This window comes from Opitutia bacterium (assembly GCA_016217545.1).
In the GTDB taxonomy this organism is placed as follows: domain Bacteria; phylum Verrucomicrobiota; class Verrucomicrobiia; order Opitutales; family Opitutaceae; genus Didemnitutus.
In genome coordinates, this window is record JACRHT010000002.1 from 156,116 (window position 1) to 182,254 (window position 26,139).

At 65.5% G+C, this 26,139-nt stretch carries 18 protein-coding genes; 9 read left to right on the plus strand and 9 right to left on the minus strand.

What is annotated here, in order from left to right:
* Positions 1-65: 65 nt before the first annotated feature.
* Positions 66-395, minus strand: coding sequence for a preprotein translocase subunit YajC (yajC, locus tag HZA32_00770; GenBank protein MBI5422585.1), 330 nt, complete (start codon positions 393-395; stop codon positions 66-68).
* A gap of 84 nt (positions 396-479) precedes the next feature.
* Here yajC and speA point away from each other — a divergent pair, with 84 nt between their 5' ends.
* The 3 genes from speA to HZA32_00785 all read left to right on the plus strand — a co-directional run bounded on the left by speA (position 480) and on the right by HZA32_00785 (position 6,496).
* Positions 480-2,420, plus strand: a complete 1,941-nt coding sequence (gene speA / locus HZA32_00775) for a biosynthetic arginine decarboxylase (GenBank protein MBI5422586.1) — start codon at positions 480-482, stop codon at positions 2,418-2,420.
* Positions 2,421-2,446: 26 nt separating this feature from the next.
* Positions 2,447-3,322: an alpha/beta fold hydrolase gene (locus HZA32_00780; GenBank protein ID MBI5422587.1), complete on the plus strand. Its 876-nt coding sequence runs from the start codon at positions 2,447-2,449 to the stop codon at positions 3,320-3,322.
* 159 nt (positions 3,323-3,481) lie between these two features.
* On the plus strand, positions 3,482-6,496 hold the full coding sequence (locus tag HZA32_00785) for a DUF4982 domain-containing protein (protein MBI5422588.1): 3,015 nt from the start codon (positions 3,482-3,484) through the stop codon (positions 6,494-6,496).
* Positions 6,497-6,656: 160 nt separating this feature from the next.
* Here the strand turns inward: HZA32_00785 and ppc are convergent, their stop codons facing one another.
* Positions 6,657-9,323 carry a phosphoenolpyruvate carboxylase gene (gene ppc / locus HZA32_00790; GenBank protein ID MBI5422589.1) on the minus strand — a complete coding sequence of 889 codons (2,667 nt, stop codon included), beginning with the start codon at positions 9,321-9,323 and terminating at the stop codon, positions 6,657-6,659.
* Positions 9,324-9,512: 189 nt separating this feature from the next.
* On the opposite strand from ppc, the gene HZA32_00795 reads away from it, so the two are divergent.
* A complete protein-coding gene (locus tag HZA32_00795; protein MBI5422590.1) occupies positions 9,513-10,007 on the plus strand; it encodes a hypothetical protein in 495 nt (164 codons plus the stop codon).
* 36 nt (positions 10,008-10,043) lie between these two features.
* On the opposite strand, the gene hrpB is transcribed toward HZA32_00795, so the two are convergent.
* Positions 10,044-12,590 carry an ATP-dependent helicase HrpB gene (hrpB, locus tag HZA32_00800; GenBank protein ID MBI5422591.1) on the minus strand — a complete coding sequence of 849 codons (2,547 nt, stop codon included), beginning with the start codon at positions 12,588-12,590 and terminating at the stop codon, positions 10,044-10,046.
* A 1,291-nt stretch (positions 12,591-13,881) separates the two neighbouring features.
* Between hrpB and HZA32_00805 the strand changes: the two genes are divergently transcribed.
* The 5 genes from HZA32_00805 to typA all read left to right on the plus strand — a co-directional run bounded on the left by HZA32_00805 (position 13,882) and on the right by typA (position 18,630).
* Positions 13,882-14,571: a 1-acyl-sn-glycerol-3-phosphate acyltransferase gene (locus tag HZA32_00805; protein MBI5422592.1), complete on the plus strand. Its 690-nt coding sequence runs from the start codon at positions 13,882-13,884 to the stop codon at positions 14,569-14,571.
* A 7-nt stretch (positions 14,572-14,578) separates the two neighbouring features.
* Positions 14,579-15,517: a phosphatidate cytidylyltransferase gene (locus HZA32_00810; GenBank protein MBI5422593.1), complete on the plus strand. Its 939-nt coding sequence runs from the start codon at positions 14,579-14,581 to the stop codon at positions 15,515-15,517.
* Positions 15,518-15,532: 15 nt separating this feature from the next.
* Positions 15,533-16,147 carry a CDP-alcohol phosphatidyltransferase family protein gene (locus HZA32_00815; protein MBI5422594.1) on the plus strand — a complete coding sequence of 205 codons (615 nt, stop codon included), beginning with the start codon at positions 15,533-15,535 and terminating at the stop codon, positions 16,145-16,147.
* Complete coding sequence (locus HZA32_00820) at positions 16,144-16,728, plus strand: hypothetical protein (protein MBI5422595.1); 585 nt, start codon at positions 16,144-16,146, stop codon at positions 16,726-16,728. Before HZA32_00815 ends, HZA32_00820 begins: the two co-directional genes overlap by 4 nt.
* Positions 16,729-16,800: 72 nt before the next feature.
* On the plus strand, positions 16,801-18,630 hold the full coding sequence (gene typA / locus HZA32_00825) for a translational GTPase TypA (GenBank protein MBI5422596.1): 1,830 nt from the start codon (positions 16,801-16,803) through the stop codon (positions 18,628-18,630).
* 138 nt (positions 18,631-18,768) lie between these two features.
* Here typA and HZA32_00830 read toward each other — a convergent pair whose 3' ends face one another.
* The 6 genes from HZA32_00830 to gcvT all read right to left on the minus strand — a co-directional run bounded on the left by HZA32_00830 (position 18,769) and on the right by gcvT (position 26,124).
* Positions 18,769-19,254 (minus strand): hypothetical protein, encoded by a 486-nt coding sequence (locus tag HZA32_00830; GenBank protein ID MBI5422597.1) that lies wholly within the window; start codon positions 19,252-19,254, stop codon positions 18,769-18,771.
* 62 nt (positions 19,255-19,316) lie between these two features.
* Positions 19,317-20,216: a phosphate/phosphite/phosphonate ABC transporter substrate-binding protein gene (phnD, locus tag HZA32_00835; GenBank protein MBI5422598.1), complete on the minus strand. Its 900-nt coding sequence runs from the start codon at positions 20,214-20,216 to the stop codon at positions 19,317-19,319.
* A 38-nt stretch (positions 20,217-20,254) separates the two neighbouring features.
* Positions 20,255-23,401: an efflux RND transporter permease subunit gene (locus HZA32_00840; GenBank protein ID MBI5422599.1), complete on the minus strand. Its 3,147-nt coding sequence runs from the start codon at positions 23,399-23,401 to the stop codon at positions 20,255-20,257.
* A gap of 3 nt (positions 23,402-23,404) precedes the next feature.
* Positions 23,405-24,511, minus strand: coding sequence for an efflux RND transporter periplasmic adaptor subunit (locus tag HZA32_00845; GenBank protein ID MBI5422600.1), 1,107 nt, complete (start codon positions 24,509-24,511; stop codon positions 23,405-23,407).
* A gap of 61 nt (positions 24,512-24,572) precedes the next feature.
* The gene (gcvH, locus tag HZA32_00850) at positions 24,573-24,956 is read right to left on the minus strand and encodes a glycine cleavage system protein GcvH (GenBank protein ID MBI5422601.1); all 384 of its coding nucleotides are present in this window, start codon (positions 24,954-24,956) and stop codon (positions 24,573-24,575) included.
* A gap of 70 nt (positions 24,957-25,026) precedes the next feature.
* A complete protein-coding gene (gcvT, locus tag HZA32_00855) occupies positions 25,027-26,124 on the minus strand; it encodes a glycine cleavage system aminomethyltransferase GcvT (protein ID MBI5422602.1) in 1,098 nt (365 codons plus the stop codon).
* Positions 26,125-26,139 lie beyond the last annotated feature (15 nt).

A 26,139-nucleotide genomic window follows, 5' to 3' on the forward strand; every position in this document is an offset into this window, starting at 1 on the left:
TGTTGTTAAAGGGTAGAATCTGCGCCGCAGCGCAGCGGACGCGGCCGGAGCGCCGCGCGGCCAACTCAGGCGGCGTCGCTCTTCTTGACGACCGCGTGGACGAAGCCCTTGCCGAGCTCGACCTTCTGGTTGTCGGCGCCGATACGGACGACGAAGCGGTCTTCCTTCACGCTCGTGATCGTGCCGTAGATGCCGCCGGTGGTGACGATTTCGTCACCGGCCTTCAGCGCCGCGAGCATCTTCTCGTGCTCCTTCTGCTTCTTGCGCTGCGGAGCGATGAGCAGGAAATACATCGCGCCGAACATGAGCACCAGCGGCAGCATCTGCATGAGCATCGAGGCGCCACCGGGAGCAGCGGGTTGGGCTTGGGCGAGGAAGTAGGAGAATTTGGTCATTGAAACTTCGACTGTTTTGAAAAATGAAAACGTCGATTAATCTAACCGCCCCAACAAAAAGCAAGCCTCCGTTCGCACACTTCATTGAAGAACAAATCCGCCTCCAACTGGTCCGCCGCTCAATCCGAGGACCTCTACGGTTTTAAGCGCTGGGGCGCCAATCATTTCTCCGTCGACTCGGCGGGCTTCGTCCAGGTCGAGCCCATCGCCGACGGCCGCAGCATCCGCGTGCTCGATGTCGTGGACGAGGCCGTGAGCATGGGCCTCAAGGCCCCGCTCGTCATCCGCTTCCAGGACAAGCTCCGCCACCGCGTCGTCCAACTCAACGAGACCTTCCGCAAGGCCATCAAGGACGAGGGCTACAAGGGCGAATACCGCGGCGTCTTCCCCATCAAGGTCAACCAGCTGCGCGAAGTCGTCGACGAGATCATCGCCGCCGGCAAGGACTTCAACTACGGCCTCGAAGCCGGTTCCAAGCCTGAGTTGATGATCGCGCTCGCGATGCACGAGGGCCAGCAACGCCTTATCATCTGCAACGGCTACAAGGACGACGACTACATGCGGCTCGCCCTCCTCGGCCGCAAGCTGGGCAAGAAGATCATCATCGTCATCGAGCAACTCTCCGAGGTCGACACCGTCATCCGCCTCGCGAAAGAGACCGGCGTGAAGCCCATGATCGGCTTCCGCGTGAAGCTCCAGACCCGCGGCGAGGGCAAATGGTCCTCCTCCACCGGCGACAACGCCAAGTTCGGCCTCAACACCGCCGAAGTCCTCTTCGCCGTCGAGAAACTGCGCGCCGCGAAAATGCAGCAGTCGCTGCGCCTCGTGCATTTCCACATCGGCTCGCAGGTGCCAAACATCATCACGATCAAGGCCGCCGTCACCGAAGCCGCACGCTTCTACTGCCAGCTCGCCAAAATGGGTTTCCCGATGGGCTACCTCGACGTCGGCGGCGGACTCGGCGTCGACTACGACGGCTCGCGCACGAACTTCGAGTCGTCGATGAACTACTCGCTCGACGAATACGCCCGCGACATCGTCTTCAACGTCCGCGAAATCTGCACCGCGATGGACGTGCCGTTGCCCGACATCGTGAGCGAGTCCGGCCGCGCCGTCGCCGCGCCGCACTCGATGCTCGTCGTCGAAGTCTTCGAGCGCATCAACAAGCGCGAATCCCTCGGCAAGCAGCACCAGCCGAAGTCGACGCACAAGGTCGTCACCGACCTCGAAGTCCTGCTCAAAAACAAGGCCAAGCTCGGCCGCCTCGAGCGCTACCACGACGCGATGCAGAAGAAGGAGGAGGCCTTCTCGCTCTTCAACCTCGGTTACCTCGACCTCGAAAACCGCGCCGCCGCCGAACAGATCTTTTGGCAAATCTGCGAGCAGATCGACAAGGAGGGCAACAAGTCCGGCTACCAGCCCGAGGAGCTGCACGACCTCAAAAAACTCCTCGCCGACCAATACGTCTGCAATTTTTCCGTCTTCCAATCGCTCCTCGATTCGTGGGCGCTCAAGCAGCTCTTCCCCGTCACGCCGCTGCATCGCCTCAACGAAAAGCCGACCGTCAACGCCATCCTCGTCGACATCACCTGCGACTCCGATGGCAAGATCGGCAGCTTCATCGATCTCCAGGACCAGAAGGACTACCTCCAGCTCCACCCGCTCAAAAGCGGCCAGTCCTATTACCTCGGCATCTATCTCACCGGCGCCTACCAAGACATCATGGGCGACCTTCACAACCTCTTCGGCCGCGTGAACGAGGTCCACGTCTTCCTCGAAGACGACGAGCCCAACGGCTACTACATCGAGGAAGCCCTCGCCGGCTCCCGCGTCGCCGACGTCATCGAGGGCGTGCAATACCAATGGGAAGAACTCTGCCGCCGCGTGAAACAGCAAGTCGACCACGCGACGAAAAAGGACCTGATCAAACCGCGCGAAGGCGTGCGCTTGGTCGAGTTCTACGAGTCGCAGATGCTCGCGAAAACTTACCTGAACATCGTCCCGAAAACCGGGAAGAAGAAGTAAGGTAGGGCGAGTCGTCCCGACGAGCCGTGCCCTCGAAATCACCTCGCCCGCTCGTTCTCGTCACCGCTCTGACGTTCGCGTGTGTCCCTTTCGCAGCGGCGAGCGCCAGCGAGCCGACTCCTGCGCCCGCGCCGACGGCATCCGCACCCGCCGCCCCGACCTACGGCAACGACGCCGCGCACGGCCATACCGCGACCGTGAACGGCATCCGCCTCTACTACGAAACCTACGGCCCGTCCACCGGCGCGCCACTCGTCCTCCTCCACGGCAACGGCGGCAGCCTCGCCGCCATGCGCCACCAGATCGATTTCTTCCGCGCCACGCGCCGCGTCATCGCCGTTGACAGCCGCGGTCACGGCCGCAGCGAAATGGGCGCCACTCCCCTCACCTACGAAAAAATCGCCGACGACGTCGCGGCTCTCCTCGCGCAACTCCACGCCGCGCCCGTCGACATTCTCGGCTGGAGCGACGGCGGCATCGTCGCCCTCCAGCTCGCCCTGCGTCACCCCGATCGCGTTCGTCGCATCGCGCTCTCCGGCGCCAACCTCGCCGTCGCGGACCTCAAGCCCGAGGACCTCGCCAGCATGCGCGCCGAACTCGCCAACGTCCGCGCCAAACTCGCCGCCGGCGACCATTCGCCCCGTCTGCTCCAGCTCGAACAACACCTCGTGCTCATGGTCGACCAGACGCCGATCACGTCAGCCGACCTGCGTCGCATCGGTTGTCCCGCCCTCGTCATGGCTGGCGAACGCGACATGATTCCCGAACCGAGCACTCGCGTCATCGCCGCCGGCCTGCCGCACGCGCAACTGCACATTTTCCCCGGCGCCAGCCACGGCGCGCTCCAGGACATCCCCGCCGAATTCAACCGCGTCGTCTCCGCCTTCCTCGCCGCCCCCTAAGGTGGTCGCTGCCGTCCCGGCGGCGACAAGCTCACGAACGCCTTCTCGCGAGCGCCGAGCAAGATGCTCGCCCCGACGCATCCCCCAATTGAGGGTTGAATCAACGCGGTTTAGCGATTGTTGCGTCGCTCGCTTCGCCTACCGTCTCCGCACCCCGCCATGCGTCGCCCGTTCCTCGTCCTGCTTGCGCTCACCGCCGCGCTCTCCCTTCGCGCCGAGCGTCTCACGCTCAATTTCAACCCCGACTGGCGCTTCACGAAATCCGATCCTGCCGGCGCCGCCGCGCCCGCGTTCGACGACGCCGCTTGGGACCGCGTTTCGACGCCGCACACCTTCAACGACGTCGACACCTTCGACAACTGGTCGCTCCCCGGCCACCGCGGCGAACAGGAGCAATGGTCCGGCCGCACGTGGTATCGAAAGCACTTCACCGCACCCGCAGCGTGGCGCGGGAAGAAAGTGTTCATCGAGTTCGAAGCCGTCCGCCAAGTCGCCGAGGTTTATCTCAACGGCACGAAACTCGGTGTCGCCAAAGGCGGGTTCACGCCGTTCGGCTTCGACCTCACGCCGCACCTCCGCTTCGACGCGCCCAACGTCCTCGCCGTGATGGCCGACAATCGGTTCGCGAAGGACCCACTCGACCCGTCGCTCGCGCCGCAAGCCGCCACGAACGAGAAAACGCACCCGAATCTCGGCCAGCTCTCGCAGCAGTTCAACGAGACCATCCCCGCCACGCTCGACAAACTCCGGGCCGACCAGATCCCCTGGAATAACCCGCACTGGCACCCCGCACATGGTGGCATTTACCGCAACGTCCGCCTCCACGTCACCGACCCGCTGCACATCACGCTGCCGCTCTACTCGTTTCTCCAAACCGAGGGCCCCTACGCCTACGCCACGAACGTCACCGCAGAATCGGCCGACCTCGGCATCGAAATCCCCGCGCGCAACGAGCGCACCACCGACGACTGCTTCACCGTAGCCGCCACACTCGTCGACGCCGACGGCCGCGAAGTCTGGCGCGGCGCCGACGACGTCGCGCTCGCCGCCGGCGAATCGGGCACCTTCAAGTTCGCGACAAAACTCGAGCACCCCCGCCTCTGGGAGCCCGGCTACCCGCACGTTTACCGCTGCGTGATCGAGCTCCGCACGAAGGACGCCGTGATCGATCGCACAGAGATTCCCCTCGGCATTCGCGCCATCCGCTGGGACGCCGCGACCGGTCTCTGGATCAACGGCGCGCACACCAAGCTCCACGGTTGGGGACAGAAGCCGACCAACGAATGGCCCGGCCTGGGCGCCGCCCTGCCCGATTGGCTGCACGCCTACACCTCGCATCTCATGCGCGACGCCGGCGGCAACTTCATCCGCTGGGGCCACACGCCCGCCGGTCCCGCGCAAATCCGCGCCGGCGACGAACTGGGAATCGTCACCCTCCAACCCGCCGGCGATGGCGAGCACGACACCGTCGGCGGCGCGTGGGCGCTGCGCCTCGCCAACTTCCGCGACGTGCTGATCTATTACCGCAACAATCCTTCGATCTTCATCTGGGAAGGCGGCAACCAAAAGGTCACGCGCGAGCACGCCGCGGCGTTGCGCGCGCTCATGGACAAATACGATCCGCACGGCGGCCGCGCCTACGCCCACCGTCGCGCCGATGCGATCACCGCCGAGTTCATGGACGTCGGCATCGGCACCGAAGGCGGACGCGAGATCGCGCGCCTGCCCGTCGTCGAAGGCGAATACGACCGCGAGGAATCGCCGCGCCGCGTCTGGGACGACGCCTCGCCGCCAAATTTCGGCTACCCCGAGGCGAAGGGCCAAACCTACCAGCTCACCTCCGAGCAGTTCGCCGTGAACCAGGTGAAGCATTTCGTCACCAAGCTCGGCGCCGACAACCACGCCGGCGGTGCGAACTGGATCTTCTCCGACAGCACGAGCGGCGGACGCGTCGCAGTCGAAGTCGCGCGCGCCAGCGGCGAAGTCGACGGCGCCCGCCTGCCGAAAGAAGCCTACTTCGTCTGCCAAGTGATGTTCACCTACACGCCGCGCGCGCACATCGTCGGCCATTGGTCGTATCCCGCCGGCACGAAGAAAACCGTCTACGTCGCCGCGAATACCGGCGGCGACGTCGAGTTGTTCGTCAACGGCCGTTCGCTCGGCCGCGCGCAGCCGGAGAACCGTTTCCTCTACACCTTCCGCGACGTCGCGTTCGAGCCGGGCGAGATCAAGGCCATCGCCTACGACAAAGCCGGCCACGCCACCGCGACCGCCACGAAGCGCACGGCCGGCCCCGCCGTCGCCTTGCGCCTCACGCCGATCAGCGGCCCCGACGGCTGGCGCGCGGACGGCGCCGACATCGCGCTGCTCGACGTCGAGGCGATCGACGCGAACGGCGAACGCGTGCCGACGTTTCAGCAGCGCGTCGAATTCGCCGTCGACGGCCCCGCCGGGTGGCGCGGCGGCTACAACAGCGGCAAGCTCGATTCGATCAATCACACCTTCCTCGACCTCGAAGCCGGCATCAACCGCGTCGCACTCCGCAGTCAGCCGCAAGCAGGCCGCGTCACAGTGCGCGCCGCCTCCGCCGGCCTCGCCACCACGTCGCTCACGCTGGAGTCGCGCGCCGTCGCCGCCGACACACCACCCGCGTGGCCGCAGTTCAACCTGCCCACCACGCCGCAGCGTCAACCCGCCGAACTCGCCCCGCGCGCCGTCGCCGTCGCCGCAATCCCCGCCGGCCAAGCCGGGCGCTTCATCAAAGCCTTCAACTACACCGGACCGAACGCGACGATCGTCCACGTCGAGACCGACGCCCGCGACGGACGCAACGCCTACGTCGACGTCGAGTCGCCCTTCAAGCAGCTGCCCGCCTCGCTCGTCGGCGCCGACTGGGTGCAGGTCGACAACCGCGACGCACGCTACCACGCCGTCGACCTCATCGAACTCGCCACCGCCGGTCCCGCCACCGTGACCATCGCGCACGACGACCGCCTGCCGCGCCCACCGTGGCTCACCGGCTACGCCGCCACCGGCGAGAAACTCGTCGTGAACGGCGTGCCGCTCTCGCTCTTCGCCCGCCGCCTCGCCACCGCCGCGAGCCTCACACTCGGGCCGAACACCGAGCAAGCGAACCCCGAGCACGCTGCGATGTATCTGGTGTTCGTGCGGTAGAATTTTCCGGTGGCCCGCGACCTCGACTTGTCATTGCGAGGAGCGCAGCGACGAAGCAATCCAGCTGGATCGCCACGGCGCGCTTCGCGCACCTCGCGATGACAAACGGTAATGGAAGCGCCAGCAGTGAACGATCAGCCGCTCTCGAGCTGCGGCGAACTCACCCCGTATTCTTCAATCCCGCCGCGATTCCGCTCACGGTCAGTTCGATCACGCGCTTCGCTTCGCGGCGATCGGCGTCGCTCAACTTGCCGGCGCGCAGGCGGCGAATCATCTCCACCTGCAGGTAATTCAACGGGTCGATGTAGGGATTGCGCTGCTTGATCGAGTTCGCGAGCACCGGTTCGCCGCCGAGCAGGTGATTTTGCCCCGCGACCGCGAGCGCCCATTTTTCGGTGCGGCGGAATTCCGCGGCGATGCGCTCGAAGATGCGTTCGCGCAACGTCTCGTCCTCGACGAGCCCGGCGTAGACGCGCGCGATGCCGAGGTCGGCCTTGCCGAGCGTGAGCTGGGTGTTGTCGATCAGGAGCCGGAAGAAAAGCCACTCGCGATACATCGTGCGCAGCTGCTCGAGACCGCCGTCGCGCGCGGCGTGCTGCTCCAGCGCGGAGCCGAGACCGAACCACCCGGGCAGATTGAAACGGCTCTGCATCCACGAAAACACCCACGGAATCGCACGCAGGTCCGCCAGCGTGCGCGGGCCGGCTTTGCGGTAGGACGGACGCGAGCCGAGCTTCAATTCGCCGATCTCGTCGATCGGCGTCGCCTGCTGCCAGAAGGTGAGAAACTCCGCGTCGTGCACGAGCGCGCGGTAAACCTCCGTGCTGTGGGCGCTCATCGCCGCCATGGCCGCCGGCCACGCGGGATCCACGGGGCGCCGCTCACCGCGTGCGACTTGGGAGCCAAGAATCACACCGTAGGCCATCTGCTCGAGCACGCGATGCGCGATATCCGGATCGTGGTAGCGCGTCGAAAGCACCTCGCCCTGCTCGGTGATGCGGATGCCGCCGTTGCGCAGACCGATCGGCTGCGCGAGCACGGCCTTGGCCGCCGGGCCGCCGCCGCGCGCGATGCTGCCGCCGCGACCGTGAAAAAGCGTTAGGCCAATGCCTCGTCCGTGCACCGCCGCCGAAATTGTCTCCTGCGCTTCGTAGAGCGCCCAGTTCGCCGCGAGAAAGCCGGCGTCCTTGTTGCTGTCCGAGTAGCCGAGCATCACGTGCTGGTGATTGCCCTGCTGCTTCAACCAGCGGCGGTAGACCGTGCAGTCGAACAAGCGCTCCAGCACGCGCGGCGCATTCTGCAAATCGTCGAGCGTCTCGAACAGCGGCGACACCGGCAGACGCGTGCCTGCGACGGTCTGCAACAGCACGACTTCGAGCAGGTCCGAGACCTCGTTTGTCATGCTCACGATGTAGAGGCCGAGCGCCTCGGGCGGGGCGTTGCGCACCGCCGCGAGCGATTCGAGCGCCGCCTTCAAGTCGCCCGTCGGCTCCGCGGGAGCGGTTGGCGGACGTTTGATCGCCGCACAGAGCACGCGGCACTTCTCATCTTCGCCGAGCGATTCGTAATCGTCGCGTTCGAGCAGCGCGGCCACGGCGCGCGCATGCCACGCCGAGTGCTGGCGGATGTCCAGACGCGCAGTGTGCAAACCGAAGGTTGCGGCGCGGCTCTTCACGTCCTGCAACGTGCCTTCGGCGATGACCGCCGCGCGGCTCTGGCGCAGGCTCGCGTCGATCACCTCGAGCGCTTCGCGCAGCTCGGACTCGGTCAGCGGATTCGCCGCATCGCGCAACCGCGACCGCAGCGTGAAAACCAGCAGACGATACGGCTCGAACTCGTGCCGCGCCTCGATCTCGGGCCAATCCTTCGAACCGGCACCGAGCTTCCGCGCGACACGCGCCAACGCGAGCGAAGCGGGTTCGCGCAACGACGAAAGCGTGAGCGACCAGCCGAGCCGTTGCAAACCGCGCCCCATCGCGATCAACGCGAGGTCGCGCTCCATCTTGAGCACGCTGGCAGTCACATCTCCGGTGACGTAGGGATTGCCGTCGCGATCGCCGCCAATCCACGAGCCGAAACGCAACCAGCCCTGCGGCGGGCGAACGCCCGGGTAGTGCTTCGCCAGCGCCGCGGCAAGGTCGCGCTGCAACTCCGGCATCACGTGATAGAGCGTGCGCTCGAAATACCACAGGCCGGTGCGCGCCTCGTCGATGACCGTCGGCGGCGACGGACGCCCGCGATCAGTCAGCCAGAGCGAAACGATCTCGCGCTCGATCTCCGAACTCGTCGCCATTTCGCCGACCGGCGTGTGTCGCAATACGTCCGCCAAGGCCGCGAGCTTCGTGAGCAGCGTGCGGCGTTTCGCCTCGGTCGGATGCGCCGTGAAAACGAGTTCGATGTCGAGCTGGTCGAGGATCGCCTGCACTTCGTCGGCCGGCACGCCGCGGCGCTTCAGCTCCGCGATCGCCGCGGCGATGGATTCCTTGCGATTCTCCGCGTCGGCCCGTCGCGCGCGGAGGAGACGGATGCGGAAATTCTCCTCGGCGAGGTTAACGAGTTCGAAGAACAGCGTGAACGCCATCGCCTGATTCAGCGCCTGCTTCGGCGTCAGTTTGCGCACGCGCGCGGCGAGTTTCTCCGCCGACGCCGTCTTGCCGGCGCGACTTTCCTTCGCGAGCACGCGCAATTCCTCGACGAGCCGAAAGGTCGGCGTGCCCTCCAGCCGCTCGATGATGGCACCCAGCCGCGCGCCCAGGGTGCGCACCTCCGCGCGCAGCAGCGGCAGTTCGTCGATCGCGTGATGGGGCGTGGGCTGAGCGGCGGACATCGGGCACACGTTGCGGTCAGGGCACCGACGGCTCAACGCCGTTCGGAGTCATAGCTGCGCGGCGGTAATGCAGGTTGCATTCGCCGCGGTGCGCGCCACAGCTCGACCCAACAAGCCAGTCGGCCGGGCCAGGCCACCTGTTTTGGAGAGGGCGTTTCCCTCTCGCCAAACATCCAACCCCGCCACGCCATGAAAGCAGTTCGCTTCGCCTTGTTCGCGCTCGTCAGCGCTATCGTGTTCGCCACGTCCGCCGCCGCCCAAACCTGCACCCGCCCCGCCGTCACCGTCTGGGATACCCAGGTGCAACAGGCAACGGGCGGCTCGGGCAACAAGCTGAGAATCACCCTCCGAGTCTGGCACGAGCGCATCCAACACGCAGACGGCAACCACTCCTGGTATCTCAACTACTCGGTCGAGGCGCTCGACAAGAATTTCTGGGGCAATTGGAAATGGGCCACCCAGCTGGCGACGATCACCTACAGTCTCACGGTGATGCAGGGCACCAGTGGCGTCACCGCCACGCACAACGGCACCATTCAGCTCAACCACGCCTCGTCGAAGCAAGGCATCTTGTTCGACGGCGGAAGCATCTCGCCGTCGCTCGTGCCTCTGGTCGTCAGCGCCACGGTCACCGCGGCGCGCTACGGCGGCAGCAGCGGCATCTCGATCACGAACACGCATTGAGCGGCTCCAAGCCGCGCCGGGACTCCTCCCACCGCTTCACCGCCACTCGTGGCGCGGGTAGCGGCGGGAGAGCTCGGTCTTGATTTTCGGATACTGCTCGCGCCAGAAGTTCGACAGGTCGTCCGTCACTTGGATCGGCCGCTGGTTCGGGGCGAGCACTTCGATTTTCACGGCGACGCGGCCGTGGCCGAGGGTGAATTTCGAGCTGACGCCGTAGAGTTCCTGGATGCGGGCGCTGAGGATCGGCGGACCGTCCTTCTCGTAGCGGACGCGCGCCTTGCGGCCGTTGGCCATCTCGATGCGCTCGGGCAAATACTCGTCGAGCACCGCGAGTTGCTCCGCCAGCAGCCAGTCGCGGAGGACGGGCATGACGGGTTTGTCCTTCAACTCGCGCGCACCATAGCTGCCGTAGCAGATCTGCTCGATCAGCGTGGAACGGTCGGCGTCGGTGATCGGGTTGACCTCCAGTTCCGGCCACCACTTCGCGAGGCAGTTGACGCGGGTGATCCAGTGTTCAACCGACTCGTTCCACTCGATCAGCTGAATGCGCCCGGCGATCACTTCGCGCGCGAGGATCGCGGCGGCCTGGCCTTCCGGCGGCTGGTCGGCGGTCTGTTTGGAATCGAGGACGAGATCGCGAAAACGCCTTTCCTTGCGTGCGAGCACGCGGCGTTGCGTCTCATCGTAAATCACGCCGCCCGCGTCCAGAAAATCCTCGGGGAACAGCTCCTTCAACCAAGCCTCCTCGATCGCGGTATTGAGGTTGAGGATCGTGTTCACCTCGCCGCGGCTCTCGATCTCCGTGATCTCGGCGGCGACGAAGAGTGGCGAGTTCTGGATCGCACTTTCGCGCGCGAGCACGCCCTTGCGCGCGTGCACGAGTTCGCAGCGCAACGTGCCCTTGTCGAGGCGGCGCGCGAGGTGGTCGCTGAAGCCGAGGAGCACACATTTGCGCACGGCGACGCCGTCGATGCGTTTCTCGGTGACGTCGAGTTTTTCGGCGGCGGCGATTTCGAGAAACTGCTCGAAGAGCGGACCGACTTGCCGCACCGCCTGCGCGTGGATGCCGAGGCGGCGGCACGCGTCCATGTTGTAGTTCGCCTTTTCCGCGTAGCGCCACGCGCGCATCAGCAGGAAGAAATCCGATTCGCCCTCGGCGCCGAACAGCTCCTCGCGCGCCTCCTCGGTGCGGCGCTCGACGCCGCGGAGCAGGAAGTTGCGCCCCTGCGTCAGCGCGGCCATCAGCGCCACGGAGCGAACGCAGCCGTATTCCTGCGCGGCGAGAAACATGCGCGCGTAACGCGGGTGCATCGGGAAACGCAGCATGCGGCGGCCGATGTCGGTGATGGTTTTCTTCGCGCCATGCAGCGCTCCCAAGTCCTCCAGCAGCATCTCCGCTCGCTCCAGCGCCTTCGGTTCGGGTTTCTCGAGCCAGGGGAAATTCGCGATGTCGTCGATTCCAGCGGCTTTCAGCGTCAACACGACCTCGGCGAGATCGAGGCGCTTCACCTCAGGTAATTCCTGCAGCGGCCGCTGCGCGTGCTCGCGGTCGGTCCAGAGCCGCAGGCAGACACCCGGCGCCGTGCGACCCGCGCGACCGGCGCGCTGGTCGGACGAGGCGATCGAGATCTTTTCGATGAGCAGCGTGTTGATGCCGCGGTGCGGATCGTAGCGGGCCACGCGCGCGAGGCCGCAATCAACGACGGCGGTGACGCCATCGATCGTGAGTGAGGTTTCGGCGACGTTGGTCGAGACGATGATCTTGCGCGTATCGTAGCGGGCGACGGCACGGTCCTGCGCCTCGGGCGGCAGCTCGCCGTGGAGCGGAAAGCACGCGAAGCCGCGCAGCGCGTGCGAGCCTTGGATTTCCTGCACCGTTCGCCCGATCTCGAACGCGCCGGGCATGAACACGAGCAGGTCGCCGGTCGTCTGCGCCGCGATGCGCTCGCACTCGCGCGCGGCCACGGCCCAGACGGGATCATGCTCGAAGTTGACCGCTTTCGGCAGGTATTCGATTCGCACGGGGAACGTGCGGCCCTGCGACGTGAGCACTTCGCACGGCGCGAGGTAGTCCTTGAGCAGCGCGGCGTCGAGCGTGGCGGACATCACGACGAGCTTCAGGTCGGGACGGCGCGTTTGCTGGATCTGGATCGCGCGCGCGAGCGAGATGTCGCCGTAGAGGTGGCGCTCGTGAAACTCGTCGAACACGATCGCGCTGATGCCGCGGAGCGTCGGGTCAAACGACATTTGCCGGAGCAAGATGCCCTCGGTGACGAATCGGATGCGCGTCGCCTCGCTCACGCGGGAGTCGAGACGGATTTGGTAGCCGACGACATCGCCGAGCCTCGTGCCGACCTCCTCCGCCACGCGTTTGGCCAGCATGCGCGCCGCGAGCCGGCGCGGCTGGAGCACGACGACCTCGCCACGCTCGCCCAGCAGGCCGTGGTTGAGCAGCATCTGCGGCACCTGCGTGGACTTGCCCGAGCCGGTCGGGGCTTGGGCGATCAACCGCCCCTGCGCGCGCAGCGAAGCGACGATCGTCGATTCGAGTTCGTAGATAGGAAGCTGGCGCGGATCGGGCATGAAAGGCGCGTGACAAAGGCGTGACGCGAAGCGGTTGAGAAGTCGAAAAACCGCGGAGCTGGTCAACGCTCTTTCGCGCGACAGCAACCGCGCATCTCGCTCGCGCAGCGCACGTTTTCGGTCCCGGTGCCCCGCGACGGGCTGCGCGGAATTTGTTGTGAACAACCCGTGAGCAAGGTGCCGCTCAGAAGTTATTCACCGCACCGCGCCGTGTGCCTAGGTGAGCAACTTGGTGGTAAGAACCGGTAGACTTCCGATGCGAGCGGGCGCACATTATCGCCGTTCCTTGATAGAACAGTCGCTGCGCAACGGCATGAAAAACCCGTTGAAGGCGCGACTGGGATAATCCCGGGCAACCGGGGAAAGGGCGATGGCAGCTGGTGCGATCGTCCCCTCCTCTGCGCATAGCGGAGCGAAGGCATATATCACCAGTTCCTCTGGACGGTGTCGCAACCGATCCAGTCATGCGACTAGGAGCTGTGCGGCGAGGCGCGAATTAGAAACCGCGTCCGAGCCGAGTCAGGTCCAAGGCCAGTTTCGGGCCTTGCACCGATGCAGTTACCCAGAGGGTTACGGCTGCTACTGCACGACCAGAACGCAGCGATCGTTTCGGGAGAGTTAAAAGCCCTCCAAAAGGCCCGGCTGACGCAATCGGCTGGGCGCGCAAAGAAGCGAGCGCGGCGTGGAGCGGCGCGGGATGGCAACAACCCGCCAGCCTTCCAAGATGGGGCGGTCCCGCAAACCGGGATCACCCAACTGCAAGTCGAACGCAGCCTGAGAGGTAAGAGGTCAGACCCGTCGCACGGGGCCAACGCACCGCCAAAAGTGGTGGCCGTCCCCGTGGTCAAGGTGCCGGTGCGAACTGTATTCTTGCAGGCGTCCCAGCACCCGTCCGGCGAGCGAACCACCGGCAGGTGGTCACCGAACCGGGCGTAGAGGCCTCACTCGATAGATCCTGTGTCTGAAAGGGCCGGGACGGTCCCGCTATGAGACCGAGAGCATCGCTTGCCGCGGTGAGTAGCGTCGGGAAACACTTGGCCCGCCAACCGGCGAGAGCGCTTAACAGGTGTGAATGGGAAAGAGCGCGTAGCGAACGCCCACCCCCGAATTTGGCCCGGGCTCCGCAAGGAGTCCGGGCCTTTTTCTTTAAGTAGAACCCTTTCGACAGCGCGCCGGGCAGAAACTTTTGCCCGGAACCACGAGCTTAAAAGCTTGGCCCGGCGCGCTGTCCGTGGGTTCGAGAATTTTGCGCCATAGTAGGGCCGGTCTCTCACGGGACCGGCCCTTTTTCATGGGCCCGTCGAGCCGCGCGCCGCCGTTGCTTTTCCGCGGCGAGCCACCCATCTTCCACCCTGCTTTGGCGGCCTCCTCCAGTTCTCTCGCTTCGCTGCGCCCGGTGCTCGCGGGATTGGTGCGGACGTTCAGTGGTGTGCGTCCGGTTCCCGTGGAGGCGTGCCCAAACGGGCCGGCGATCTACTTCGCGAATCACTCCAGTCACCTCGACTTCGCCACCATCTGGGCCGCGCTGCCCGCCGCGCAACGGATGCGCACGCGGCCCGTCGCCGGCCGCGACTACTGGGAGAAAACCGCGCTGCGTCGGCGCGTGGCCTGCGATCTGTTCAATGCGATTCTGATCGAGCGCCAGAATGTCAGCGTCGCGGCCAACCCGCTCACCGCGATGCTCAGCGCCCTCGACACCGCCGACTCGCTCATCGTCTTTCCCGAAGGCACGCGCAGCCAGGACGGCGTCGTTCACGCATTCAAGCCGGGCATCTTCCATCTTGCGCGCAGCCGACCCGCGGTGCCGCTCGTCCCGGTCTATCTCCAAGACCTGAGCCGTATCCTGCCCAAGGGCGATATTCTGCCGGTGCCGCTCATCGCCAGCCTCCACGTCGGCGCACCTTTGCACTGGCGCGACGGGGAGCCCAAACCGGACTTCCTCGAACGCGCGCGCGCCGCCGTGACGTCGCTCGCCACCTGATTTGCCCATGCAACTCGATCCTCAACTCGTCTGGCTCGTCGGCGGACTCGTCGCGCTGCTCGCGCTCGCTTCGCTGATCACGTTCGTGCTGAAACGCCGATCCGGAGCGGACGTCACCAGCGTGATCGCCAACCTGGACGCGCGCGTGAAAGCGTGGTGGATCATGGTCGCGGTCTTCGTCGCCGCGCTGGCCGCGGGGCGCATCGGGTCGGTCGTGCTGTTCGGCGTGCTCTCGTTCCTGGCGTTGCGCGAGTTCATCACGCTCACCCCCACCCGCGCGGCGGATCACCGCACCTTGTTCTGGGCGTTCTTTGTCGTGACGCCGCTGCAATACTACCTCATCGCGATGTCGTGGTATGGTTTGTTTGCCATCCTGATTCCGGTCTACGCCTTCATCCTCGTTCCGACGCGCAGCGCGCTCGCCGGCGACAGCGAACGGTTTCTCGAGCGCGCGGCGAAGATTCAATGGGCCCTGATGGTGTGCGTCTACTGCGTGAGCCACGTGCCCGCGCTGCTCACGCTGCGCATCCCCGGATACGAGGGGCAAAACGGCAAACTGCTCCTCTTCTTCGCGATCGTGGTGCAGTTGAGCGACGTGCTCCAATACGTCTGGGGCAAGCTGCTGGGCCGAAACAAAATCGTGCCGCAGATCAGCCCGAACAAAACCGTCGAAGGCTTCTGGGGCGGCACGCTTTCGGCGACGGCGATCGGCGGTGCGCTGTGGTGGGCCACGCCGTTCACGTGGTGGCAGGCGTTGCTGTTCGCCTGGCTCCTCACGTTGATGGGCTTCTTTGGCGGCCTCGTGATGTCGGCGATCAAGCGCGATCGCGGCGTGAAGGATTACGGCACGCTCATCGAAGGCCACGGCGGGGTGATGGACCGCATCGATTCGATCTGCTTCGCCGCACCGGTGTTCTTCCACCTCGTGCGCTACTGCTACACCTGAGTTTCGCGACGAATCATGCCCTCGATCTACGACATCAAACCCGCGTTTCAGAACCTGCTGCGCCCGCTCACCCGCGCGCTCGCCGCCGGCGGAGTGACGGCCAACCAAGTCACGCTCGCCGCCGCCGCGCTTTCCGTGGCCGTGGGGGCGGCGATCGCGTGGGCGCCGACGCAGCGCTGGCCGCTGCTCGTGGTGCCGGGATTTCTGTTCGTCCGCATGGCCCTCAACGCCATCGACGGCATGCTCGCGAGGGAGCACGGCATGAAGTCCCGCCTCGGCGCCGTGCTGAACGAGATTGGCGACGTCGTCGCCGACTCGGCGCTCTACCTGCCCTTCGCGCTCGTCCCGGGTTTCTCGCCGACGCTGGTTGTCACGATTGTGATTCTCGCCGTGGTGAGCGAAATGACCGGCGTGGTCGCGGTGCAGATCGGCGCAACCCGGCGCTACGACGGCCCGATGGGGAAAAGTGACCGCGCGTTTTGGTTTGGCCTGATGGCACTGCTCGCCGGGCTCGGCGTGCCGCTCCAGCCGGTGCTCCCGTTCGCGTTGGCGGTAATGGCCGCGCTGTTGGGACTGACGATCGTCAACCGCGCCCGGCGCGCGCTGGCAGAGGTCCCTCCTGCGACTTGAACGATCTCCCCCAGTCGCAACCGGCCCGCGCCGTTCGCCGCGAGGCGTTGATCGCGGCGGCGTGGGGCTTCGCCGAGGCGACTTTCTTCTTCATCGTTCCCGACGTTTTCACGAGCCGAGTCGTGCTCCAATCGTCGAGGCGCGGCCTCACGGCGTGCGTCTGGGCCGTCGGCGGGGCGCTTGTGGGCGGCACGTTGGTGTTTGCGCTGGCGCGCGGCGGCTTCGGCCCGCAACTCGCCGCGGGATTCGCGCGGCTGCCCGGCATTCATCCCGCGCTGGAAACGACGGCCGCGGCGCTGCTGGCGCAGCACGGACTCGGTGCGCTGTTCCTCGGCGCGGCCTCCGGCATCCCCTACAAGCTCTTCGCCGTCGAAGCCGCCCGAGCCGACACGCCCTTTGTTACATTTGCGCTCGTTTCGGCGGCGGCACGGCTGGCGCGGTTCCTCGCGGTCACCGGATTGGCCGGCACGCTCGGCTCCTCGGTGTTCCGCAAGTGCAGTGAGCGCACTAAGTTGGCCGTGCACGCCGTCGGCTGGACGGTGTTCTACGCTGGCTATTTCTGGGCCATGCGCAGCCATTGAGGTTCCTTCTTGCCAACGCTCCGACCGGGCCGCACCGTGAACCTTTTTCCCTCTCACAACGAGCCGCCCGGCATGAACCAGAACATCCGCAATATCGCCATTATCGCCCACGTCGACCACGGTAAAACCACCCTCGTCGACAAGCTCCTCAAGGAGGGCGGTGCCTACCGCGCCAACCAGCAAGTCGAGGAGCGCGCCATGGACTCCATGGACCTCGAAAAGGAGAAGGGCATCACCATCAAGGCGAAGAACACCTCCGTCCACTGGCAGGACAAGACGATCAACATCGTCGACACGCCCGGACACGCCGACTTCGGCGGCGAGGTTGAGCGCGCGCTCCGCATGGTCGATGGCGTGCTGCTGCTCGTCGATGCCTACGACGGCCCGCAGGCGCAAACGCGCTTCGTCCTCCGCAAGGCGCTCCAACACGGCCTCAAGGTCGTCATCGTCATCAACAAGATCGACCGCGACAACGCCGACCCGGCCAAGATGTATGACAAGGTGCTCGAACTCCTCATGGAGTTGAACGCCACCGAGGAGCAATTCGACGCCCCCGTCGTCTACGGTTCCGGCCGCGACGGCTACATGATGTATCACCTCGGCGACGAGAAGAAGGACATGACGCCGCTCTTCGAGACCATCCTCGAGCACGTCCCGCCGCCGTTCGCCAAGCCGAACGAGCCGTTCCACCTGCTCGTCTCCAACATCGACTGGAGCGACTACGTCGGCCGTATCGCCATCGGCAAGATTCTCGGCGGCACAGGCAAGATCGGCGACACCGTCCACGTCATCCGCAACGCCACCGGCGCGCGCGTGAAGGCGAAAATCACGAAGGTCTTCGAATACTCCGGCCTGGGCACCAGCGAGTCCGCCGCCGCCACCGCCGGCAACATCGTCGGCCTCTCCGGCTTCGAGGACATCGACATCGGCGACACCATCACCGCCGACGAAAATGGCCACGCCCTCCCCTTCACCCAGATCGACCCGCCGACGCTCGAGATGCAGATCGGCGTCAACGACGGCCCGCTCGTCGGCACCGAAGGCAAACTCGTCACCTCCCGTCAGGTCCGCGAGCGCCTCTTCCGCGAAGTGAAGACCAACGTCTCCATCTCCGTCGAAGACTCCGATCGCGCCGGCGTGTTCAACCTCAAGGCGCGCGGCGCCATGCAGGTCGCCGTGCTCGTCGAAACGATGCGCCGCGAAGGCTTCGAGATCACCGTCTCCCGCCCGACCGTCATCGAGAAGATCGTCGACGGCAAACGCCACGAACCCTACGAGAGCGTCTGGATCGAAGTGCCCGACGAATGCGTCGGCACGATCATGCAGAATCTCGCCAACCGCAAAGGCCAGATCACGAACATGGAGAAACACCACTCCACGACGATGATCGAAGCCACGATCACGACCCGCGGCCTCATCGGCCTCGAGATCGACATCGTCAACGCCACCAGCGGTCGCGGCGTCATGTCGCACTTGTTCAAGGAATACGGCCCCTACGCCGGCGAAGTGCTCACGCGCCTCACCGGCACGCTCATCGCGACTGAAGCCGGCGAGACCACCGCCTACGCCCTCGTGATGTGCCAGGAGCGCGGCAAGCTGTTCGTCAGCCCGGCCGAGCGCGTCTACGAAGGCATGATCATCGGCGAGAACCCGCGTAACGAGGACATCGCCGTCAACGCCGTGCGCGAAAAGAAGCTCACCAACTTCCGCTCGCAGGGCGAAGGTGTTGCCGACTCCCTCACCCCGGCCACGAAGCTCTCGCTCGAGCGCGCGATCGAATACATCGCCGCCGACGAGCTCGTCGAAGTCACGCCGGCCAACATCCGCCTGCGCAAGCGCGTGCTCAAGGAAACCGAACGCCGCAAGATCGAACGCGCTTCCCGCAAGGCAAGCGACGAGTAAGCGCACTCGTCGCGCGAACGACGCGTTAACCTGTTCGAGGGCGGCCATGCGGCCGCCCTTTTTGCTTTGCGCCTAACCGCCGTCGCGAGGATTGCGCCGGCTTCGCGGCAGGAGGCTATCACGAATTCCGGGGGCCGCTCACGCCGCCGCGTGACGACCCTCCTCCTCCGCAATGCGCGTGATGTGCCGCGCGAACTCCGCGTCCTCGCCTTCCAGCAGCTTGGGCAGCATGTCGCGAAAATCGGCGCGCCGACACCACGCGCGCATGTAGTCCTCCCACGTTTGCCACAGGCGCGCCGCCTGCCGGCTCATTTCGTCCTCGTAGACGAGGATGTAGGACCGCTCGAAGAGCGCGATGAGGATCTCGAACAGCACGTCCCGTCGTTCGATTTGCTCCGGCGTGAGTTTCTGCGGGATATGCGCCGAGGTCATGAGTCGCAGATCGGCGTGTTCGAGGACGAGCTTCAGGAACTTGTCGTAGTCATCGGCCAGCTGCAGATAAACCTCCTCGTCGTCGTTCATCCGCTCCTTTCGACGCTCCAGCACGTAAACGATGATCGCCAGCGGCAGACCGACGATGGTGACCGCGTAGCTAAGCCCCTCGAGGATCTCCATCCAAGCCATGCCACACCATGTTCGGAAAGCGAGGCCGGTCAAACGACCGCCCCCACCGACCGTCCGGCGGCTCAACGCGGGCGGCGCAAATACGCCGCCATCGACTCCGGTCCGGCGAGCGCGAGGATCGGCGCCCACTCGTTCGGGTCGGGCAGGCGGATCGCATCTGCCGTCTTGAATTCCGACCAGCCTGACTTCAGCGCCGCGAATGCGGCGGGGGACTTCTCCGGTAACCGCATCAGCGCCTGCCTCAAGGCGGCTCGCGTCTCGGCCGGAAGCGCTCTCCGCACCACGATCGGTCCGAGCGGAATCGCCGGCGATCGCCACAGCACGCGCAACCGCGCCGCGAGGGCGGGCTCGCGTTTCAGCTGCGCGTCGAACTCGGACTCCGCCAACGCCGCCAAGTCGGCATCTCCCGTGACGACCGCGTCGAGCGCCTTCGCGTGCGAACCGGCAAACCCGACGCGCGAGAACGCCTGCTCCGCGTCGGCAACGCCCCGCTGCGCCAACGCCAGGCGCGGCACGAGGTCACCGGTGGTCGATCCCGGAACAACGAGCGCCAAGCGCAAGCCGCGCGCCCACGCGGCGACATCGTCCCAGCTCCCGCCCTGGGCGCTCGGCGCGATGATGACAGTGTTGTAGCGTTCCGCCGCACGCGCCTTCGTGTCCAGCGCGACGATCGCTTCGGCACGCGCGTCCTTCGCTGCCGCGAGTGCCAGATAGCCGGCGGTGTTGATCACGGCGCAATCAACTTCGCCCGCCTCCACCGCTGCCACCAACTCCCACACGCCGGGCAGCACGACCGCTGTCACCGTCTCTCCGAGTTCCCGCTCGAGGTATTCCGCGACCGGGCGAATGGCGCCGATGCGGTCAACGGAACCATACTGGTAGGTTCCGAGGCGAAGCGAAGCGTCGGCGTGATCCGCACAAATCGCCACTCCCAGCAGCAGAAGAACGGAGCGGAGTTTCACTCGCCCTAAGAACCGCCTCGCCGATTGGGCGGCAAGGCTCAATGCGTCGCGTTCGCCGCCACCGCCTCGGTCTCTTCCTGGATTTGCCGCGCCTTCACGAGTCCGTGCGCGCTGTGCTTGCCGGTAAACTTCACGCAAGCTTTGTCCATGAGAACGTAGACGACCGGGATGACGTAGAGCGTGATGATGGTCGACAACATCAGGCCGCCGACGACCACGATGCCCATCGGATTGCGCGTCTCCGCGCCCGCGCCGTGCGCAAACGCGATTGGCACCGCGCCCAGCACCGTGGAAATCGACGTCATCAGAATTGGACGAAAGCGGATCGTCGCCGCTTCGAACGCCGCTTCCGCGGCCCCGACGCCCTTCTCCACCTGGAGTTGGTTGGCGAACTCGACGATGAGAATGCCATTCTTCGCCACCAGGCCGATCAGCATGATCAGGCCGAACCGGGAAAATAGATTGTCCGTCATGGCCACACCCCAGAACCGCGTGCAATACAGCACGAGCAGGCCGCCCGCCACGGCGATGAACACGCCGGTGAAGATCGTCGCCGGGTGGATCCACGACTCGAACTGCGCCGCGAGAATCAGGAAGGTGAACACGAGCGCGAGAGCGAACAGCACGATCGTGTCGTTGCCGCTCTCCACGAACTCCCGCGTCTCACCGTCCCACGCATAGGTGTAGGCGGCCGGCAGCAGCTGCGTCGCGGCTTCCTCCATGAACTTTACGCCGTCGCCGATCGTTTTTCCCTCGGCCATCTGGCCGGAGATCGTGACCGAGCGCAGACGGTTGAAGTGCGGGTAGCTCTCCGGCACCGTGTTCTCGGTCCAGCTCACGAGATTGCTGAGCTGCACCAGCACGCCGTCGGTGGAGCGCACATAGAGTCGCGCGAGATCGCTAGGCGTGGCGCGGTTCTCGTCGGTGACCTGCACGATCGCGTAATACTGCTGGTTGCCGCGCTGGAACTCCGTGACGCGGCGGCCGCCGAGGAGCGATTCGAGCGTCGAGGCGATCGCGCTGATCGGCACCTTCAGATCCGCGGCCTTGGCGCGATCGATGCGCACGTCGAGCTGCGGCTTGGTCGGCGACGGATCGACGCGCGGCTGGATGAACATGCCGCTATCGCGCATGCGCCCGAGGAACTCGCCACCCAAACGCTGCAACTCCGCAAAATCGCTGCCGAGCAGCACGAACGCCACGCCGCTGCTGCCGCCGCGCGGCCCGCGGCCGAACGGCCGCACGGGGTTCACGACCGCCTGACCGCCCGTCACCTCACGCTGGAACTGCCGCCGCAGGTCGGCGACGACTTCCTGCGTTTTTCGCGAGCGTTCCTCCCACGGCTTCAGCGTCGCGAAGATGAACGCCCGCCCGCCATCGCCGGTGCGGTGAAACGTCCGTTCGATCTCCGGCACCTTCAGCACCATCTGCTCCATGTCGTAGGAGTAGGTGCGGAGATATTCCGGCGTCGCTCCGATCGGCGCGATGAGGTTGGCGGTGAAGATACCGCGATCCTCCAGCGGCGTCAGTTCGCGCTGGAGCTTGAAATACAACCCGATCCCGGTCGCCGTGAACAACAGCGCGCCGACGATCACGAGCGTCTGCGTGCGCATCGCGCGGCGCAGTGTGCGTTCGAAGGCACCATTGAGTTTCACGAACAGCGGCTCGGTCTTCTCGTAGAACCAGCCGTGTTTCGCGTGTCCGTCGACGACCTTCGTCTTCAACAGTCGCGAGCACAGCATGGGCGTGAGAGTCAGCGCCACGAAAGCGGACACCAGAACCGACACCGCCAGCGTAATACCGAATTCGAAAAACAGCCGACCGGTCTGGCCTGACTGGAACGCCACCGGCAGGAACACCGCTGCGAGCGTCAACGTCGTCGCGATCACCGCGAACGCCACCTGCCGCGCACCGAAGACCGCGGCGTGAATCGGGCCTTCGCCCTCTTCCATGCGCCGGTAGATGTTTTCGAGCATCACGATCGCGTCGTCGACCACGAGGCCCACGGCGAGAACGAGCGCGAGCAGGGTGAGCGTGTTGATCGTGAAATTCATCCAGCTCATCACGGCGAACGCGCCGATGATCGAGACAGGGATCGCCACCAGCGGCACCATCGTTGCGCGCCAGTCGCGGAGAAACAGGAAGATCATCAACACGACCAGAATCGAGGCCTCGTAGAGGGTCTTGTAGACCTCCTTCACCGAGCGATCGACGAACACGGAACTGTCGAAGCCCACCGAGACCGTGACGCCGTCGGGCAGGTCCTTTTCGAGTGAAGGAATCATCTCCTTCACGCCGTTGGCTACGTCGAGCACGTTGGCCTGCGCCTGCCGCAACACTTGAGCGCTCACGGTCGGGCGGCCCTTGAAATAGCTCTCCGAGCGATACTCCTCCGCGCCCAGTTCCACCCGGCCGACGTCGGAGAACTTCACCTGATGGCCGCCGCGGGTGGCGAGCACGAGATTCTCGAACTCGCTGATCTGGGTCATTCTTCCCTCGATGCGCACGGGAAACTCGCGCGCCGACGATTCGATGCGTCCGCCCGGGATCTCGATGTTTTGCTGGCGCAGCGCGTTCTCGACGTCCGCGATCGTGAGGCTGTGGGCGGCGAGGCGATCGCTGTCGACCCACAGGCGCATGGCGTAGCGCGGGCCACGCACGCCGACCGAGCCGACACCGGGAATCGTCTGGAGGCGCTGGAGCGCAATGCGCTCCACCATCTCACGCACTTCGAGGCGGCTGTAGCGATCGGGGTTGAAGGCGAGCGTGATGACCGGCGAAGAGTCGGCATCGGCCTTCGTCACCTGCGGCTCCTCGATTTCCTCCGGCAGACGCCCACGCGCGCGGCTCACGCGGTCACGCACGTCGTTCGCCGCGTCGTCGACACTGCGCCCGAGACTGAACTCGACCGTGATGCGGGAGACCTCTTCCTGCGAATCGGAACGGATCACGCGGATGCCGTCGATCGACGCGATCTCGCGCTCCAGCGGCTCCGTGACCTTGGCCTCGACCACCTCAGCGGACGCGCCGCGATATTGGGTTTCGACGGTGACGATCGGCGAGTCGATCAAAGGATACTCGCGCACCGGCAGGCGTGCGAAGCTCAGCAATCCGACCAGCACCACGATGATCGAAGCCACGAGCGCGACAACCGGGCGCCGGATGGAAATGTCGGAGAGAATCATGACTTACTCTCCGATGCGGAATTCCGGGCGAAGCGGACGCGGGTCGAGAACGGTGCCGGGGAAGATCATCAATCCGCCGACACCCGAGGCGACGACCGATTCGTCGACGCCGAGCGTGTCGGGCTTGAGGGGAATGATCTCAACGAGGCCGCGTTCCCGCAGTCCGAGCGTGACGGGCACCATTTCCGCGACCTGCTCGGCACCCTTTTTCCGCGCCACTATGATTTGCGTGCCCTTCGGCGTCGTCAGGATCGCGCCTTCCGGCACGGTGAGAACGTTGCGGTGCACCTGGAGCACGAGGTCGATGTTGGCAAACATGCCGGGTTTGAGGCCCGCGATCTCTTGGCCGATGTAGCCCTTGACCTGTGTCGAACGCGTCTGCCGGTCGATGACCGAGGCGACGAAATAGACCACGCCCTTGGCCCGCGCCTCGCCGGTCGGCGTCTGAGCACGCAGCAGGAACTCGGAACCTTGTTTCACGCGCTCGGCGAACCGTTCCGGAACCTGGAACTCCACCTTCATGCGGCTGAGATCGTCGAGCGTCGTGATGACCGTCGCGGCCGTGATGTAGTCGCCCGGGGAAATCGTGCGCGCGCCGACGATGCCGTCGAAGGGCGCCTTGATTTCCGTCTTCGCCAAGCGCACGCGCAGCAGCTGCAATTCCGCTTCGGTGGAGGCATGTTCGGAGCGCATCCGATCGGCCTCGGCCTGGGACATCGACTTGGCCTGGGTGAGATCCTCGGAGCGCTTCAGATTCAGTTCGGCCAACCGGAAACGCGACTCGGCCTGCGCCGCCTGCGCGCGCAACTCCGCGTCGTCGACCCGCACGAGCACCTTGCCCTTGGACACGGTCTCGCCCTCCTCGAAGAGCACCGCGCGCACCTGACCGGAAACCTCAGCGCGAATTTGCGCCGTCTCGTTGGACGCGAGCGATCCTACGAGCGAGAGCGACTCGACAAGATCGCGCCGGGCAACGGTGACCACCTCCACCGGCTGCTTGGCCTTGGCGGCACCCGCCACCGGACCGGCCGCCTCCTTCTTGGCACAGCCGGCCGCAATTAGGAACCAACCGGCACAGCCGGCAGCGAACAGTCGGGTAACGGGACGCATTCGCCCCGAAAGTCAGTCAAAAGCTCCCCTCAGGCAAGGGGGATTCTGTGAACACCGCGTCTCAGCCGGCGATCTTGGCGTAATCGTCGGACGAAAGCAGCGCGTCGGCGTCGGCGGGGTTCGCGAGCTTGAGCTTCAGAATCCACGCGTCGGTGTAGGGCGCGGTGTTCACCTTCTCCGGATTCGCATCGAGCGCCTTGTTGACCTCGAGCACCGTGCCGGCAACCGGCGCGTAGATGTCCGACGCGGCCTTCACCGACTCGACGACACCGAAAGTCTCGCCTGCTTTGAGCACCTTGCCGACCGCCGGGAGCTGCACGAACGTGATGTCGCCGAGGCTGCTTTGCGCATAGTCGGTGATGCCGACAAGCGCGGTGCCATCGGGTGCGACTTTGAGCCATTCGTGGGACTTGGCGTATTTGAGATCGGAGGGGATGTTGCTCATGAGGGGAGTCGAGTGAGGGTGATCGGGAGAATTTCCTGCGAGGATGTCGTGCCGCGAACGCAGCGGACAATCAATTTTTCTTCAGCGCAACAAACGGCGGCTTGACCAGCTGCAGCGCGAGCTTCGTTCCGCGAATATCGACGCTGAGCGCCTCCTTCGCGGCGGCCGCGTCGACGAGCGCAGAGCCGATGGCTTCATTGAGGATCGGTGAAAGCGTGCCGGACACGACGCGCCCCACGGTGGCGCCGGCGGCGTTGAGCACGGGCGATTCCGCGCGGACGATGCGGCGATCGCCCGTTTTGAAAAACACGATCTTCTGCTTCGGACCGGCCGCTTTCTCAGCGGCGAGGACGTCGGAGCCGGTGAACGGGCCTTTGTCGAACTTCACGACCCAGCCGAGGCCGGCGGCGATGGGATTGATGTCCTGTGTGATCTCGTGGCCGTAGAGCGGGAAACCCGCCTCGAGGCGGAGCGAGTCGCGCGCGCCGAGACCCGCGAGTTCGAGCCCGAGCGGCTGGCCGGCGGCGTAGACGGCTTCGGCGAGCTTTTCGGTGTCGGCGGCGGCACAATAAAGTTCAACGCCGTCTTCGCCGGTGTAGCCAGTGCGGCTGATGATGCACTTCACGCCGGCGACCTCGCCGTCGGTGAAATGGTAATACTTCACGTCTGCGAGCACAGTCTTCGTGAGCGTTTGCACGATCTCGACGGCGCGCGGCCCCTGGATGGCGAGCTGGCCGTAGTCGTCCGAGCGGTTCGTGACGGTGCAGTTGAAGCCCTTGGCCTGTTCCTGCATCCACGCGATGTCCTTGTCGATGTTGCCGGCGTTGATGCAGAGGAAGTAGTCGTCCGTGCCGCGCATGTAGACGAGCAGGTCGTCGACCACGCCGCCACTCGGGTAGCACATCGTGGTGTAGAGCACGCGGCCGGGGAAGAGTTTGCTGCAATCGTTCGAGACGAGGCGCTGGAGGAACTTGAGCGCGTCGGGACCTTTCACGTCGGCCTCGCCCATGTGGCTCACATCGAACAGGCCGGCGCGCTGGCGCACGGCTTTGTGCTCCTCGAGGATGCTCTTGTATTGGACGGGCATGTCCCAGCCGGCGAAGTCGACCATGCGGCCGCCATTCCGACGATGAAACGCGTTGAGGGGAGTCGTTTTCGGAGCGCTCATTGGGCCACTAAGCTC